The sequence below is a fragment of the Amycolatopsis kentuckyensis genome, assembly GCF_041679295.1.
Classification (GTDB): Bacteria; Actinomycetota; Actinomycetes; order Mycobacteriales; family Pseudonocardiaceae; genus Amycolatopsis; species Amycolatopsis kentuckyensis_A.
The window spans coordinates 330224-343327 of sequence record NZ_JBGDMD010000002.1 but is presented as its reverse complement, the minus strand read 5'-3'; the positions used below and the strand labels follow the sequence as shown (position 1 = coordinate 343327).

19 protein-coding genes are annotated in these 13104 nt (G+C 67.3%); 15 read left to right on the top strand and 4 right to left on the bottom strand.

Annotated features, from left to right (window positions below):
- Positions 1–3 precede the first annotated feature (3 nt).
- Positions 4–339, bottom strand: a complete 336-nt coding sequence (locus ACERZO_RS07680; protein WP_372663709.1) for a hypothetical protein — start codon at positions 337–339, stop codon at positions 4–6.
- A complete protein-coding gene (gene mca, locus ACERZO_RS07675; protein ID WP_372663707.1) occupies positions 336–1238 on the bottom strand; it encodes a mycothiol conjugate amidase Mca in 903 nt (300 codons plus the stop codon). The genes ACERZO_RS07680 and mca overlap by 4 nt, the downstream gene beginning before the upstream one ends.
- Before the next feature lie 136 nt (positions 1239–1374).
- Between mca and ACERZO_RS07670 the strand changes: the two genes are divergently transcribed.
- From ACERZO_RS07670 to ACERZO_RS07660, 3 genes are all read left to right on the top strand, one after another.
- On the top strand, positions 1375–1818 hold the full coding sequence (locus ACERZO_RS07670; protein ID WP_372663705.1) for a DUF4307 domain-containing protein: 444 nt from the start codon (positions 1375–1377) through the stop codon (positions 1816–1818).
- Positions 1819–2013: 195 nt separating this feature from the next.
- Entirely contained in the window at positions 2014–2517 is a 504-nt protein-coding gene (greA, locus tag ACERZO_RS07665; RefSeq protein ID WP_086857442.1) for a transcription elongation factor GreA, read from the top strand.
- Positions 2518–2566: 49 nt separating this feature from the next.
- Positions 2567–3370: an MBL fold metallo-hydrolase gene (locus tag ACERZO_RS07660; RefSeq protein ID WP_372663702.1), complete on the top strand. Its 804-nt coding sequence runs from the start codon at positions 2567–2569 to the stop codon at positions 3368–3370.
- Positions 3371–3373: 3 nt separating this feature from the next.
- On the opposite strand, the gene ACERZO_RS07655 is transcribed toward ACERZO_RS07660, so the two are convergent.
- Positions 3374–3847, bottom strand: a complete 474-nt coding sequence (locus ACERZO_RS07655; RefSeq protein ID WP_160696256.1) for an Lrp/AsnC family transcriptional regulator — start codon at positions 3845–3847, stop codon at positions 3374–3376.
- A 109-nt stretch (positions 3848–3956) separates the two neighbouring features.
- Between ACERZO_RS07655 and hppD the strand changes: the two genes are divergently transcribed.
- Both hppD and ACERZO_RS07645 read left to right on the top strand, forming a co-directional pair.
- Complete coding sequence (gene hppD / locus ACERZO_RS07650) at positions 3957–5156, top strand: 4-hydroxyphenylpyruvate dioxygenase (protein WP_372663700.1); 1200 nt, start codon at positions 3957–3959, stop codon at positions 5154–5156.
- Between the two features lie 251 nt (positions 5157–5407).
- Positions 5408–6868, top strand: coding sequence for a tyrosine-type recombinase/integrase (locus ACERZO_RS07645; protein ID WP_372663698.1), 1461 nt, complete (start codon positions 5408–5410; stop codon positions 6866–6868).
- A gap of 470 nt (positions 6869–7338) precedes the next feature.
- On the opposite strand, the gene ACERZO_RS07640 is transcribed toward ACERZO_RS07645, so the two are convergent.
- Positions 7339–7755: a hypothetical protein gene (locus ACERZO_RS07640; RefSeq protein WP_372663696.1), complete on the bottom strand. Its 417-nt coding sequence runs from the start codon at positions 7753–7755 to the stop codon at positions 7339–7341.
- Positions 7756–8182: 427 nt separating this feature from the next.
- On the opposite strand from ACERZO_RS07640, the gene ACERZO_RS07635 reads away from it, so the two are divergent.
- From ACERZO_RS07635 to ACERZO_RS07590, 10 genes are all read left to right on the top strand, one after another.
- Positions 8183–8485 (top strand): helix-turn-helix domain-containing protein, encoded by a 303-nt coding sequence (locus tag ACERZO_RS07635; protein ID WP_372663694.1) that lies wholly within the window; start codon positions 8183–8185, stop codon positions 8483–8485.
- Positions 8486–8743: 258 nt separating this feature from the next.
- Positions 8744–8968: a hypothetical protein gene (locus ACERZO_RS07630; protein WP_372663692.1), complete on the top strand. Its 225-nt coding sequence runs from the start codon at positions 8744–8746 to the stop codon at positions 8966–8968.
- A gap of 174 nt (positions 8969–9142) precedes the next feature.
- Positions 9143–9385 (top strand): hypothetical protein, encoded by a 243-nt coding sequence (locus ACERZO_RS07625; protein ID WP_372663690.1) that lies wholly within the window; start codon positions 9143–9145, stop codon positions 9383–9385.
- A 230-nt stretch (positions 9386–9615) separates the two neighbouring features.
- The gene (locus ACERZO_RS07620; RefSeq protein WP_372663688.1) at positions 9616–10503 is read left to right on the top strand and encodes a hypothetical protein; all 888 of its coding nucleotides are present in this window, start codon (positions 9616–9618) and stop codon (positions 10501–10503) included.
- Positions 10500–10889, top strand: a complete 390-nt coding sequence (locus ACERZO_RS07615; RefSeq protein WP_372663686.1) for a hypothetical protein — start codon at positions 10500–10502, stop codon at positions 10887–10889. The genes ACERZO_RS07620 and ACERZO_RS07615 overlap by 4 nt, the downstream gene beginning before the upstream one ends.
- Before the next feature lie 79 nt (positions 10890–10968).
- On the top strand, positions 10969–11265 hold the full coding sequence (locus ACERZO_RS07610) for a hypothetical protein (RefSeq protein ID WP_372663684.1): 297 nt from the start codon (positions 10969–10971) through the stop codon (positions 11263–11265).
- Positions 11266–11484: 219 nt separating this feature from the next.
- Positions 11485–11880, top strand: coding sequence for a hypothetical protein (locus ACERZO_RS07605; protein ID WP_372663682.1), 396 nt, complete (start codon positions 11485–11487; stop codon positions 11878–11880).
- Entirely contained in the window at positions 11877–12503 is a 627-nt protein-coding gene (locus ACERZO_RS07600) for an ERF family protein (protein ID WP_372663680.1), read from the top strand. The genes ACERZO_RS07605 and ACERZO_RS07600 overlap by 4 nt, the downstream gene beginning before the upstream one ends.
- Positions 12500–12730 (top strand): hypothetical protein, encoded by a 231-nt coding sequence (locus tag ACERZO_RS07595; RefSeq protein WP_372663678.1) that lies wholly within the window; start codon positions 12500–12502, stop codon positions 12728–12730. The genes ACERZO_RS07600 and ACERZO_RS07595 overlap by 4 nt, the downstream gene beginning before the upstream one ends.
- The gene (locus tag ACERZO_RS07590) at positions 12727–13092 is read left to right on the top strand and encodes a hypothetical protein (RefSeq protein ID WP_372663676.1); all 366 of its coding nucleotides are present in this window, start codon (positions 12727–12729) and stop codon (positions 13090–13092) included. The genes ACERZO_RS07595 and ACERZO_RS07590 overlap by 4 nt, the downstream gene beginning before the upstream one ends.
- Positions 13093–13104 lie beyond the last annotated feature (12 nt).

The window sequence follows — 13104 nt, the reverse complement described above, 5'->3', positions numbered from 1 at the left end:
ATCTCAGTCGGCGCTGGCCGACGAGGCACCGTTCGGCTGCTTCTTCTCAGGCTTCTCGGCCGGCTCCGGTTCCGCGGGCTTCTCGACGGTGGCCTCAGCCTGCTCCTCGGCCGGCGGGTCGTCGAAGCTGGCCGGAACCCGCTTCAGGTGCTTAGTCATCGAGCGGACCAGGAACGCCACCGCGATGAGGAACAGGATCAGCACCAGGAAGCCGACCGGCGAGGACTTGCCGAAGTCCTCGCCCTGCCCGCCGTTGTCGCCGTCACCCGGCTGCTGCGCCAGCACCAGGGCCGACGCGGTCACCGGAAGCGCCACGCCGGCCGGCAGCGTCAGACTCATGTGTTCACCTTCTCCTCGATGCCGATGCCGGCGAACAGGTCGTCCTCCGGCAACGTGCTGTCGACCTGGGACTTGACCAGCTCGTACTCCTCGGTCGGCCAAGTCTCGCGCTGGATCTCCAACGGGACGAAGAACCAGCGGCTGTTCGGGTCGATCTGCGTCGCGTGCGCCTTCAGCGCCTCGTCCCGCACCTCGAAGTATTCACCGCACTCGACGCGGGTCGTCACCCGCTCCATCACATCGGCGCGGTCGGGGTCCCACTTCTCGAGCCACTCGGTGTACGGCGACTCGAGCCCGGCCTCCTTCAGCGCGGCGTCGAAGGCCACCATCCGGGCCTTCGAGAAGCCGTGCATGTAGTACAGCTTCAGCGGCTGCCACGGCTCGCCGGCGTCGGGGAAGCGGTCCGGGTCCGGCGCCGCGTCCCACGCCGCCATCGTCACCTCGTGGGTGCGGATGTGGTCGGGGTGCGGGTAGCCGCCGTTCTCGTCGTACGTCGTGATGACGTGCGGGCGGAACTCGCGGATGACGCGCACCAGCGCCTCGGCCGACTCCTCGAGCGGCACGACGGCGAACGAGCCCTCGGGCACCGGCGGCAGCGGGTCGCCCTCCGGCAGGCCGGAGTCCACGAAGCCCAGCCAGCGCTGGCTCACGCCGAGGATCTTGGCCGCGCGGGCCATCTCCTCCCGGCGGATCTCGGACATGTTCGCCAGCACCTCGGGCCGGTCCATCGCCGGGTTCAGGATGCTGCCGGCCTCGCCCCCGGTGCAGGTGACGACGAGCACCTCGTGCCCTTCGGCGGCGTAACGCGCCATCGTGGCGGCGCCCTTGCTCGATTCGTCGTCCGGGTGCGCGTGCACGGCCATCATGCGCAAGCGCGGCTTCGTCAGCTGGTCCACCATGCTGCGAACGACTCCTTCTCTACCCGTATTCCGCGACCCACCTGCGGGCCGCCCACCCAGCGGGCGGATACTCGAAGCCGTACCCGCCCCACCATTGTCCTCACGGGTACGACAAGAACGAGCAGGAGGCCCCGCGTTGGCAGGCGGACCGGCGGAAACGGCAGCCCCCGTGCTGCCCGAGGGCCGGTACGGCACCAGCCGCGCGAAGGCGCCCCGGCGCTGGCGCCGGTGGCTCTTCCTGGCGATCGCCCTGCTGGTCAGCGGCGTGATCGCGTGGGTCGCGTACGTCAACCTCGGGTCCGCGCCGATCGACGCCGAGCGCGTCGCCTTCAGCGGCAAACCGGGCAACGCGATGGAAATCACCATCAACGTGACGCGGGACGACGACAGCAGGCCGGGCGTGTGCATCGTGCGCGTCCGCGACAAGACCGGCGCGGAGAGCGGCCGCAAAGAGCTCTTGATCCCCGCCGGCGCGAAGTACAGCAGGATGAGCACGACGATCAAGAGCATCGGGGAACCGGTGACCGCCGACGTCTACGGCTGCTCGTACGAGGTACCACAGTATTTGTCAACCCCATAGCGGCCAACGGGGTGAACCGCGCGCCCAACGCCCACGGCGTGCGGATTTAACGGGCGTCGGCCTGTCGCGCCGTGATACTCTGACCCTTCAGCACGGCCCGCGACGGGCCGTGTTTTTCCTTTATCTCAGCCACGCGGGCACCTACGCCCGCGTGGGCCGGCTTGAACACGCAAGCCTGGCAGGCCCGACGAGGAGATGGTGACCGTGAGCGACACCAAGGTGACCTGGCTGACCCAGGATGCCTACGACCGGCTCAAGCACGAGCTCGACGAAATGATCGAGAATCGTCCGGTCATCGCCGCGCGCATCAACGACAGCCGCGAAGAGGGCGACCTCAAGGAGAACGGCGGCTACCACGCCGCCCGTGAAGAACAGGGCCAGGCCGAGGCGCGCATCCGGCACCTGCAGGAGCTGCTGCGCTCGGCCAAGGTCGGCGAGGCGCCCGCGAACGACGGCACCGCCGGCCCGGGCAAGGTGCTCACCGTCCGCTACGAGGGCGACGACGAGGACGAGAAGTTCCTCCTCGCGACCCGTGAAGAGGGCGCCGAAGGCGAGCTCGACGTGTACTCCCCGGAGTCGCCGCTGGGCAAGGCCCTGCTCGGCGCCAAGGAGGGCGAGTCCCGCGAGTACGAGCTGCCCAACGGGAAGCTGCAGAAGGTCACCCTCGTCAAGGCGGTTCCGTACACCGACGCCAAGTAGACACGGCTAGCGTGTCCTCCCAGGATCCACATTCTGGGAGGACATCGCCGTGAGCACCGAACCGATCTGCCAGGCGTGCGGCATGCAGTACGCCGCGGCCCGCGACGACTGCCCGATCTGCGAGGACGAACGCCAGTACGTCCCGCAGTCCGGGCAGCAGTGGACGAACCTTTCCGCGCTCCGCGAAAGCGGCACCTACTCGCCGCGGATCGAAGAGCAGGGCCCGGGCATCATCGGCGTCGGCTCGAACCCGGGGTTCGCGATCGGCGAACGAGCGCTGCTCGTCCAGGCGCGGTCGGGGAACTTCCTCTGGGACTGCGCGGCCTACCTCGACGACACCCTGGTCCAGCAGGTCCGCGACCTGGGCGGCATCACCGGCATCGCGATCAGCCACCCGCACTACTACACGACGATGGTCGAGTGGGCGCACGCGTTCGACGTGCCGATCCACCTGCACGAAGGCGACCAGCAGTGGATCGGCCGGCCGGACCCGGCGGTCAAGCTGTGGTCGGGCACCACGCTGGACGTCGCCGACGACCTGCGCCTGATCAACCTGGGCGTGCACTTCACCGGCGGCACGGTTCTGCACTGGCCGGACGGCGAGAACGGCCAGGGCGCGCTGCTGTCCGGCGACATCGTGCAGGTCATCCCCGACCGGACGCACGTGGGGTTCATGTACAGCTATCCGAACCTGATCCCGGAACGGCCGGAGGTGGTCCGCCGGGCGGCTGAGCTGCTGGCCGGGTACCGGTTCGAGGCCATCTACGGGGCCTGGTGGGACGCGATCGTGCGGACCGACGGCTTCGAGGTCGTCCAGCGCTCGGCCAAGCGCTACCTGGCCCAGGTCGGCTGAGCCTCAGCCCCGCGCGGTCCGCTCCAGCAGGGGGCGGACCCGTGGGGGCACCGGGGTCGACAACGCGATCGACGTCGACGTCCGCAGCACGTCCGGCACCCCGACCACCTCGTCGATCACGCGCTGCAGGTCGTCGTTGCCCCGCGCCACCATCCGGACGAACAGGTCGCCCTGGCCGGTCGTCGCGTGGACCTCGCACACTTCGTCGATCGCCGAAAGCGCTTCCGTGACCTCCGCGCGGCGGCCCTGGGCGATCTCCAGCCACGCGAACGCCGTCAGGCCGTAGCCCATCGCCGCCAGGTCGAGCTCCGGTGGGAAGCCGCCGAGGATGCCGCGTTCGGTGAGGCGGTCGAGGCGCGCCTGGACCGTGCCGCGGGCGACGCCCAGCCGGCGCGCGCACTCCAGCACGCCCAGCCGCGGCGAGTCGGTGAGCAACAGCAGCAGTCGCGCATCCAGCGCATCCAGGTTCTCCGGCATGCACAGATTGTCCACGATGACCGCCGATACCGGGCAGTCACCGGTCAGATTGTCCAGTGAAAATAGAGACCATTGCGCATCTTGCCTCGAAGGGATGATCCTTCGGGGTATGACCCAGACTGCCGAACCCCAGGGTGCGCTCGACGACGTCAGCTACGACCAGCTGCGTCAGCTCGTCGGGCTCGTGGACCACGACGCCTCGACCGACCCGTTCCCGGTCAAGGCCATGGACGCGGTGGTGTTCATCGCCGGCAACGCCACCCAGACCGCCTGGTACTACCAGATCGCGTTCGGGATGCAGCTCGTCGCGTACTCCGGCCCGGAGACCGGCGTCTTCGAGCGCAAGTCCTACGTGCTGAAGTCCGGCTCGGCCCGGTTCGTCATCACCGGCGGCGTGAAGCCGGACTCGCCGCTGCTGGACCACCACCGCAAGCACGGCGACGGCGTCATCGACCTGGCGCTGGAGACCACCGACGTCGACAAGTGCGTCGAGCACGCCCGCGCGCAGGGCGCGACCATCCTCGAGGAGCCGCACGACGTCTCCGACGAGCACGGCACCGTGCGCGTCGCCGCGATCGCCACCTACGGCGAGACCCGCCACTCGCTGGTCGACCGGTCGCGCTACAACGGTGTCTACCTGCCCGGCTACGAGCCGCGCGAGAGCACGATCAAGCGGCCGGAAGGCGCGCCGAAGCGGCTGTTCCAGGCCGTCGACCACTGCGTCGGCAACGTCGAGCTCGGCAAGATGGACTACTGGGTCGACTGGTACCACCGCGTGATGGGCTTCGTGAACATGGCGGAGTTCGTCGGCGACGACATCGCGACCGAGTACTCGGCGCTGATGAGCAAGGTCGTCTCGAACGGCAACCACCGGGTCAAGTTCCCGCTGAACGAGCCCGCCGTGGCGAAGAAGAAGTCGCAGATCGACGAGTACCTCGAGTTCTACGACGGCGCGGGCTGCCAGCACATCGCGCTGGCCACCAACGACATCATCGCGACGGTCACCGCGATGCGCGCCGCCGGCGTCGAGTTCCTCGACACCCCGGACTCCTACTACGACGACCCGGAGCTGCGCGCCCGCATCGGCAACGTCCGCGTGCCGATCGAGACGCTCAAGGAGCACAGCATCCTGGTCGACCGCGACGAGGACGGCTACCTGCTGCAGATCTTCACGAAGCCGATCGGCGACCGCCCGACTGTCTTCTACGAGCTGATCGAGCGCCACGGTTCGCTCGGCTTCGGCAAGGGCAACTTCAAGGCCCTGTTCGAGGCGATCGAGCGTGAGCAGGAGCGTCGCGGCAACCTCTGACACATCTCGGCGAAGGCCACCATCGGGAACCGCCAGGTCCCCTATGGTGGCTTATGGAGGGGTCGTGAACCGGCCCCCGTGGGAAGCAGCATAGCCGCAGGTCAGGGGCTTGGAACTTCGGTCCGATCGCCTGCCTGCGGCTCCCGCCCGGGGAACATTTCCCACGCGGGTTTGCCGCTCCCCGCGTCGTCCGGCTAGCGTCGTCCCCCGGGACAGCCCGCGCGTGCGCACACGAGACAGGCAGCCCGCGCATGACGACAACGCTCGACACCGCCCCCACCACCCCCGCCGACGCCCCGGCGAGCCGCCCGCCCCAGAGCGAGGCCGCCACAGGCCCGGCCCGCAAGTCTCGCCGTCGCCCGGCCCGCCGGGACGGCAAGGCCGAGATGGCGAAGCCGGAGGAGCTGAAGTCCGGCCGGTTCCGTGGCTACGTCTGGGACGCCGACCTTCAGGAGAAGGTCTGGGCCGAGAACCGGGACGGCACGAAGACCTTCGCCACTTCCTCCGAGTGCCGCGCCGCACAGCGCGCCCTCGCGGGTCAGCTTGAGGAGCTGTACAAGGCGTCCGGCTCGCCTCTGGTCCGCCAGCGGCACCGCCACAACTTCGCCGACGTGGTGGCCGAGTTTCTTCCCCTCCAGGGCGGCACCCGCTCCAGCAAGGAGACGCGCCGGACCAACTGCAACCGACTGATGCGCCGGTTCGGCGACATGGACATCGCGGTCATCCAGGAAGAGGACTACCTGACGTACATGCGGGAGTGCGAGGACGCGAACATGGCCCCGGCCACGGCCGAGATGTCGCTGATCACGATGCGCCAGATCATGGTGTTCGCCCGCAAGCAGAAGTACATCGACGAAAGCCCCGTCGAGGACATCCCGCTGCCGAAGGTGCATCGGGTGAAGGACCCTCGGGTCCTCGATGATCAGGACTTCCTCTTCCTCCTGAACTTCGTTCCGTGGCGGTTCGTCGCCGCGATGATCCTGGGCTACGACGAGGGCCTTCGCGCCGGAGAGGTCGCGGGACTCCGCTGGAAGCGTCTCGACCTCGACAGTGAACAGCCGAAGGTGCTGGTTCAGGACGTCGTGGAGAAGGCCGTCAAGGGCGGGTCCAAGCGCCTGCGCGAGCACACCAAGGGCGGCGGCAACAGCAACGGCGGCGAATGGATCACCCTCACGCCGCGCTCGGTCGAGGCACTGAAGCGCCTTCGGGAGGCGACGCCGGATGCGAAGCCGGATGACCCGGTGTTCCCGAACGCGCGCGGCGGCTTCTTCTCGCCGGAGCGGCCCTCTGGGATCATGAAGAAGGCGTGGGAGGCCAGCGGCCTCACCGGCGACCGGCCGACGTTCCACAGCCTTCGCCACTCCTGCGCCACGAACCTCGCACGCGCGGGCGTCAAGGCCGACATCATCATGCAGCGGATGCGCCACAAGACCTTCGACGTCACGCTTCAGTACATCAAGGCGGCCTCCCTGGAGGCTCAGGACGAAGCCATGAGCATGGTTGACCAGATGCACCAGGCCAAGGTGGACCGCGCCCGCCGGCGGCGTCAGGAGCTGGCGGAAGCGACGAAGCCCGCTCAGCCCGTCGCAACCGAAGACGGCGTGCTCGTGTCGGCGGAGCAGTGGGCCGTGATCGAGACGTTCATGAAGATGGCCTCGCAGTTGCCCGGCATGGAGAAGTTCAGCCCGGACGCGAGCCTGGTGGCCGCGTAGACGCGACGAAGGGCCGGTGTCAGCCAAGGACACCGGCCCTTCGTTCTTGGAGCGTTCATGCCTCCCCCTGCCGAGCAGACGCGGACCTGCCCAGCAGCCTCCGGCAAGCGGCCCCCCGCCGCCCCTACCCCGTCCCAGCGATGGGCGAACCTTCTCCAGAGGAAGTCTCACTCTCCGTGAACATCAGCTCGTTGAGCACGTCGAGCTGTTCGGCCGTGAGCGTCGTTCCAGGCTTGATCAGGTACTCAGTCCGACCATCGGCTGTCCGGTGGCCGGCGTTGATCCAACCTCGCTGGTCAGGGGCTCCTAACCGCAGATAAATCGCCACATGAGTCACTCCTTCAAACCCGCCCACGTGTGATGAGCGGGCCCCACGAGGTGGCTACCCGCAGCAGCGACATGCAACCGGCAGCCTCCGAAATGGACACAATCGAACCGACTATCACACAAGTGGACACGCTCCGCCGTAGTTAGCGACGCGAAGTGATCTGATTGGCAGCGTGACGCATCTGCACTAGCTCGGTTGGGTTCATTTGTCCCACTTCGTGCAACACGCGGTACATGTCGTCGTCGACCGCCTTCGGGTGCAGGTCGGCCAGGAAGGCGAACAGGACCACGGTCTCCGGCAGGTCCAGCACGGTAGCCAGGCTCTCGATGACGGGGTCGGCGGGGATCGAGGTCCACGTGTTGGTCTTGAACAAATGCCGAAGGATGTCCGGCTTGACCTGGTGCACTGTCGCCAGGCGGGCCAGGGTGCCCCTCTTCCAGACCGGATGGACGATCCTGAACAGCGCGCGCACGTGCGGGAGGCCGTTGCCGGCGCCGGGCCCCGTGTTCGTCACCCAGTCGGCGACATCCGCCGACCACATCGAACTGATGTTCGTCATCGAGGTCCCTCCCTGGGGTGAACGGCGGAGCAAGTTAGCGACTCCACGGGCGCACAGGTACCGCTAAACAGGTACTACATGTCGATCTACGTTGCAGGTCGTGGCGCGACCGACGCCATAAGCATCGCTCCGTATCGAACCCCTCCGATACCTCTCGTTCGAGTGTATCGACTCGTCACCGAGCGCTTACGAGAGTGCCGATGAAGTCGCAACTCGGCGCGTCAAGGTCGCCCCCTATCGCACTTTGGGGAAATTTTGCCCTAAGCCTTGTTCTTCGGCGTGTCGCGATGCAAGGTCGATCTTGCTCGGCCCGAAGCGCAAGTTGCGACGGAACCACCGCCACAGCGCACGCGCGGTCACCACGGACTGTCCACTTGCGACTCCGAGCGACCACCCCGACAGACGCGATTGCAGAGGAGGCCCCGTGTTGGCGACAGCCGACGACAGCGGCGTCCACACCGATGACGACGAAGCCCAGAAGCTTCAGCAGTGGTCGGCGGAGATCTGGGACAAGCTCATGACCGTCCCGCAGGCGACCACGGTCCTGAAGGTCAACCGGGCCACGGTTTTCCGCCTGATGAACGAGGGCGAGCTTCCCCGAGTGAAGTTCCTCCGGCGCACCTACGTGCCGGTGGACGAGGTCGTGAAATGCCGCGACAAGCAGATCGACGCGGCGCGCCAGGAGGCGGAGCGCATCCAAAAGAAGCGAACCGTCCGTCCCCGCCGGTAAGTCCGCACGGCCGGACGACGACCCCCCGCCGCCCGGCCGCACTTGATCAGCACAAGGAACCGTTGTGATGACCCAGATCCAGTGTTTCAGGCGTCCCCGACGTCACCGACGCCTACCCGGCGAGATCTTGGCCCGGTGCGTGGAGTACATCTGGCAGCGCGAGCACCCCGGCGTCGAACCGTGGTCCATCGAGAACCTCGGCCTTCGGAACTACACGCCACGGCACGCGTTGCGCCCTCAACGTAGGCGGGTCTACCTGTGACCACACAGGACGACCAGCGCGCGACGGCCGTTCCGCCGGGGAAGACGGATCGGCTCAGGGCGTGGGCAGCCCGCCGGCTACGCGCCGCAGACCGAGCCCGAACCCTGTTCATCGAAGCCAGCTTCACCGAGATAGGTCAGTACTCGCTCGTCATGTTCGGCCTGGCGCTCTTCGTCCTGGTCGTCAACCTGGCCTGGCTGGGGGCGAGTCTTCTCCTATGACGCAGGCACCCCGCCCCGGCGGCGACCTCGACCTGATCGTTGTCGCCATCTGCGCCACGGTGATCGTCCTCGCGATCATCACCGCAATCGTCATCGTCTTCACCTGAGAGGGACGCAATGCCTACGGCTACAGCATTCCCGCCCATTGACCTCAGTGGCGTCACCGAACGACCCTTGGCCGAGATCCTCCGCCACGACACGGATACTCCCGTGTTCAACGCGATACTCCGCATCAAGGACCGGCCGGTCTCGGTCACCAAGCTGAAGCGGACCAAGTGGCCCGTCATGACCACCGTCGAGCCGGAGACCCCAGCCGACGACCCTGCGCCAGAGACCGCGCCCGACAACGCACCTGAGCCCGAGGACGCGCCGACGCCGGACCCGGCTCCCGAAACCGCTCCGGGCAACCAGGAGTAGCCCGTGAGCACCCACACGTGCCCAGGCGGGTGTGGGAACCCAGTTCCGCGACATCACTACGCCTGCCGAGCGTGCTGGTACAGGCTCCCCGAACATCTCCGCACTGCCATTCGGCAGAACCACCATCGAAAGACCACGGCTCATGCCGTCGCGATGTTCGACGCCCAGTGCTGGTACGACACGAACCCTCTGTCACAGAGGGAAAAGCGATAGAGAGGACACCACCCACCATGTCCACCTTCACCGCGCCGCCCCGTCTGGCCGTGGGCAGCCACCCCGGAAGCACCACGTACCTGTGCGCCATGAACGTGATCTCCTGGGAGAACGGCGACCGGGAGATCACCGACTTCCCGGCCTGCACCCCCCGGCCACTGGCTCGCATGGTCCAGATGGTCAACGACACCTATTGCCGCCACATCACGCAGGAACTCGACCCGGACACCGAACGCAAGGTCAGCGTGCTGTGCGCGTCCTGTTCGATGAAGATGCTCAACCTCGCGCACCGCACCGTCCATCTCCCGTCTCCGTCGCAGGCCGGCGGTTGGGGCTGGATCGCCGACATGCTGAAGGCCGACCTGCGCGACGCGTACGTCCCCGCGCAGGTCGAGATCCTCAGTCAGGCTCTGCGCGTAGCTGAGGCGCGCTCGGCGGGCCAGACGCCCGACTGCCCGACGCCCGCCCCACGCATGGCTGTCGGAGCCGGGATGACCGAGGTCGCGCGGTCGATCGTCGCCAGCGAACGCGCGATGCGCCCCCGCAACGCCCACGTCCGGCCCGTCGAAACGTGGGTCCCGGCCGGCCTCGGTGAGGAGCTGGTCACCTTCATGCCGCCGTCAGCCCACGACGTGATGATGCAGCTCGTGGCCAAGATGAAGGTCAAGCCCTCGCCCTTCCCGCCCGGAGTGACGCCCGGTGCGCACTACCTGCCCGAGATGCACTACGTGCGTCCGCCGCGCGACATCATGCACATCGCGGGGGCCCACTTCGTCGCTGAGATCGACAGCCGGAAGACCAAGCTCGCCCGCGCGCACGAGGCGATCGACATGTGGACGCGCAACGCAGTCCGCGCGACTGCTCCGGGCATCATTCGGCTGGAGAAGGAGTCCGTGGCCGCATGACCAACCAGGCCGAGCGTGCCGCCGCCTACCGGCAGACGTTCATCGACTTCCCCGGATTGCCGGACCCGATCTGCGCGGAAATCCGCCCCGAATCCGCGATCGGCATCAGCCTGCACTATCGCAGCCTTGCCGACGTGGTGAAGGTTGCCGAGCGGTTCGGCACCAACGTCGAGTTCCAGGAAGGCACCGCGTTCGTCCGCGTGTCCACTGTGTACCTGGCGTGCGGTGAGGCGATGAAGGCGTGGTCCCAGCTCCACGCGGTCGAGGCGTACAACCTCCTACGGGATTGGGATGTGCCGGTGGAGTTCGACACGACGAAGCGCCTGACGCCCGACGTCATCAAGGTCCCGGCCGCACACGCCGCCGCCATGATGAAGGTCGGCTAGACCGGAGGCGGGGCGCGGTGGAACCCCGACGCCCGGCGCGCCCCGCCTCCAACCAACGTATCAACGCGAGAAGGCGACGATGTCCACCACGATCACCCTGTCCGGTGCGCTACCTGCCGGCAAGCGCAACGGAATCGGCGACCTCACGGGCGCGCTCCTGCGCGGAGACGAGGCCGGGCACATGGTCATCGCCGCCGTGTCGCTGAGCAAGACCACCACCCATTCCGGCGGCAAGGTCACTTTCGCACTGACCATCGACGACATCGAGGCATACCCGATCGACACGCCAGGATGGGACGTGGCGCGCGGACTCCTTGAGCAGCAACGCGAAAGCCGGACCGGAGAGGTCGCGTTACCGTTCGAGGAACCCGCATGAGACGTTGGCTCGCCTACGGAATCCCCTGTGGCATATGTGGATTCCCGGCCCGGTACTGGGTTCTAGGCGCACAAGCAACTCCGACCAACTGCCGGTGCACGCCGGCCCATCGCAACCCGCAGGCAGGGATCAGTAACGCAGCAGCAAGAGTCAGCCCGAACGCTGGCGGTCAAGTACGGCGTCCTCAAGGCGCTGAAGTCCCGCATCCGCGACCTGGAGATGGAGATCCAGGAAGAGTTCCTCGCGACGCTGGACACCGGGGACTCCAAGGCGGCGACACTCGACGACGGCACGCGGCTGGGCAAGGTCACCAAGGCCCACGGACGAGTGACCGCAGCCGTCTACAGCGAACCGGAGTTTCTCGCCTGGGTTAAGCAGAACTACCCGGACGAGGTCATGACCGTCGTCCGGCCTGCGTTCGAGCACAAGATCCTTGAGGCGACCAAGAAGTACAACGAGGCCATCGACCCGAACACGGGCGAGGAAGTCCCCGGCGTCGGCCTCATCGCCGGGAATCCCTACATCACCTATCGCGCCGAGCGCGGAGCCGTCGAGACCATCGCCGAGCGCTGGCACGAGATCGCCGGACCGTCACTCCTGGACGGTCGCCGGTGACCGACACGAAGAGCGTCTACGAGGCCCTCAACGACGTCATGGCAGACGTTCGAGCCGTGGGCAAAGGCGACTACAACAAGCAGCAGGGTTTCAGCTTCCGAGGAATCGACGCCGTGGTCAACGCGGTTGGCCCCGTCCTTCGCCGACACCGCGTCATCGTCGCACCACTGCACACCGAAGCGCGCTACCGCGACGTCCTGTCGGCGAAGCAGACGCCGATGCGCGAGTGCACCGTCCTGGTCACCTATCGCATCTACGGCCCGGCCGGGGACCACATCGATACCCAGGTCGCCGGCGAGGCCATGGACATCGGCGACAAGGGCACACCCAAGGCCATGTCCGTGGCCTACCGGACGGCCCTGCTCCAGGCGCTCTGCCTGCCCACCAACGAACCCGACCCAGACCACGACACCTACGAGCGCGGAGACCAGGGCAAGCCTGACACGCTGCTCGACCAGATCCGCAACTACGCCACCGAGCAAGGCTTCGATCTGTACGCCGTCATGGCCGACTTCCAGGCCCGAACCGGCGAGGAGATCCAGGCTGCGCCGGAGGAGTTCCTGCGCGCATACCTCGACGACCTCAAGCGCAACGGCCTCCGCCAGGAAGAGGCGGCGGAATGACGGACGCGCTCACGCCGACGCAGCGAAACATCCTGCACTTTCTCCGGGGCTACATCAAGGAAATCGGATACCCGCCCACCATCCGTGAGGTAGCCGATGGCGTGCGCCTGCGGTCCTCGTCCTCGGTGCACCACCAACTCAAAGTGCTGGAAGACCTCGGCTACCTCCGACGCGACTTCGCCCGGCCACGCGGGCTGGTGATCCTGGAGCGTCCGGAGACGTCATGACGGACCCGTTGGAGCACCTCGGAAGCGTCTCCCGAACCTACGCGATCAAGGCCGCCGAGTTCCGAGAAATCGCGGTGGCGGCAGCGAAAGCCGAAGCCGCCCACAAGTCGGCCAAGGCGAAAGCGATCCTCCGCGCACAGGCAGACGGCGAGAACTTGTCCCACAACCGGGCCGAGACCATCGCTGACGCCGACAACGAGATCGGCCGCCTGCTGACCGATCGTCTCGTCGCCGCCGCCCTCGCCGACGCACACAAAGAGCAGCTTCGGCAGCTCAGAGAACAGGTCGCCAACGGCCGAACCATGGTCGTCAACGCGCGCGAGATCGACCGCTTGCACGCCAGCGACGACGCGAGCATCTGACACACAGCAAGG

What these genes read in the sequence shown, in the direction of transcription:
- ACERZO_RS07680 (WP_372663709.1), bottom strand. Translation starts at nt 339, where the DNA reads ATGAGTCTGACGCTGCCGGCCGGCGTGGCGCTTCCGGTGACCGCGTCG.
- mca (WP_372663707.1), bottom strand. Translation starts at nt 1,238, where the DNA reads ATGGTGGACCAGCTGACGAAGCCGCGCTTGCGCATGATGGCCGTGCAC.
- greA (WP_086857442.1), top strand. Translation starts at nt 2,014, where the DNA reads ATGGTGACCGTGAGCGACACCAAGGTGACCTGGCTGACCCAGGATGCC.
- ACERZO_RS07655 (WP_160696256.1), bottom strand. Translation starts at nt 3,847, where the DNA reads ATGCCGGAGAACCTGGATGCGCTGGATGCGCGACTGCTGCTGTTGCTC.
- hppD (WP_372663700.1), top strand. Translation starts at nt 3,957, where the DNA reads ATGACCCAGACTGCCGAACCCCAGGGTGCGCTCGACGACGTCAGCTAC.
- ACERZO_RS07645 (WP_372663698.1), top strand. Translation starts at nt 5,408, where the DNA reads ATGACGACAACGCTCGACACCGCCCCCACCACCCCCGCCGACGCCCCG.
- ACERZO_RS07640 (WP_372663696.1), bottom strand. Translation starts at nt 7,755, where the DNA reads ATGACGAACATCAGTTCGATGTGGTCGGCGGATGTCGCCGACTGGGTG.
- ACERZO_RS07620 (WP_372663688.1), top strand. Translation starts at nt 9,616, where the DNA reads ATGTCCACCTTCACCGCGCCGCCCCGTCTGGCCGTGGGCAGCCACCCC.
- ACERZO_RS07615 (WP_372663686.1), top strand. Translation starts at nt 10,500, where the DNA reads ATGACCAACCAGGCCGAGCGTGCCGCCGCCTACCGGCAGACGTTCATC.
- ACERZO_RS07610 (WP_372663684.1), top strand. Translation starts at nt 10,969, where the DNA reads ATGTCCACCACGATCACCCTGTCCGGTGCGCTACCTGCCGGCAAGCGC.
- ACERZO_RS07605 (WP_372663682.1), top strand. Translation starts at nt 11,485, where the DNA reads ATGGAGATCCAGGAAGAGTTCCTCGCGACGCTGGACACCGGGGACTCC.
- ACERZO_RS07595 (WP_372663678.1), top strand. Translation starts at nt 12,500, where the DNA reads ATGACGGACGCGCTCACGCCGACGCAGCGAAACATCCTGCACTTTCTC.
- ACERZO_RS07590 (WP_372663676.1), top strand. Translation starts at nt 12,727, where the DNA reads ATGACGGACCCGTTGGAGCACCTCGGAAGCGTCTCCCGAACCTACGCG.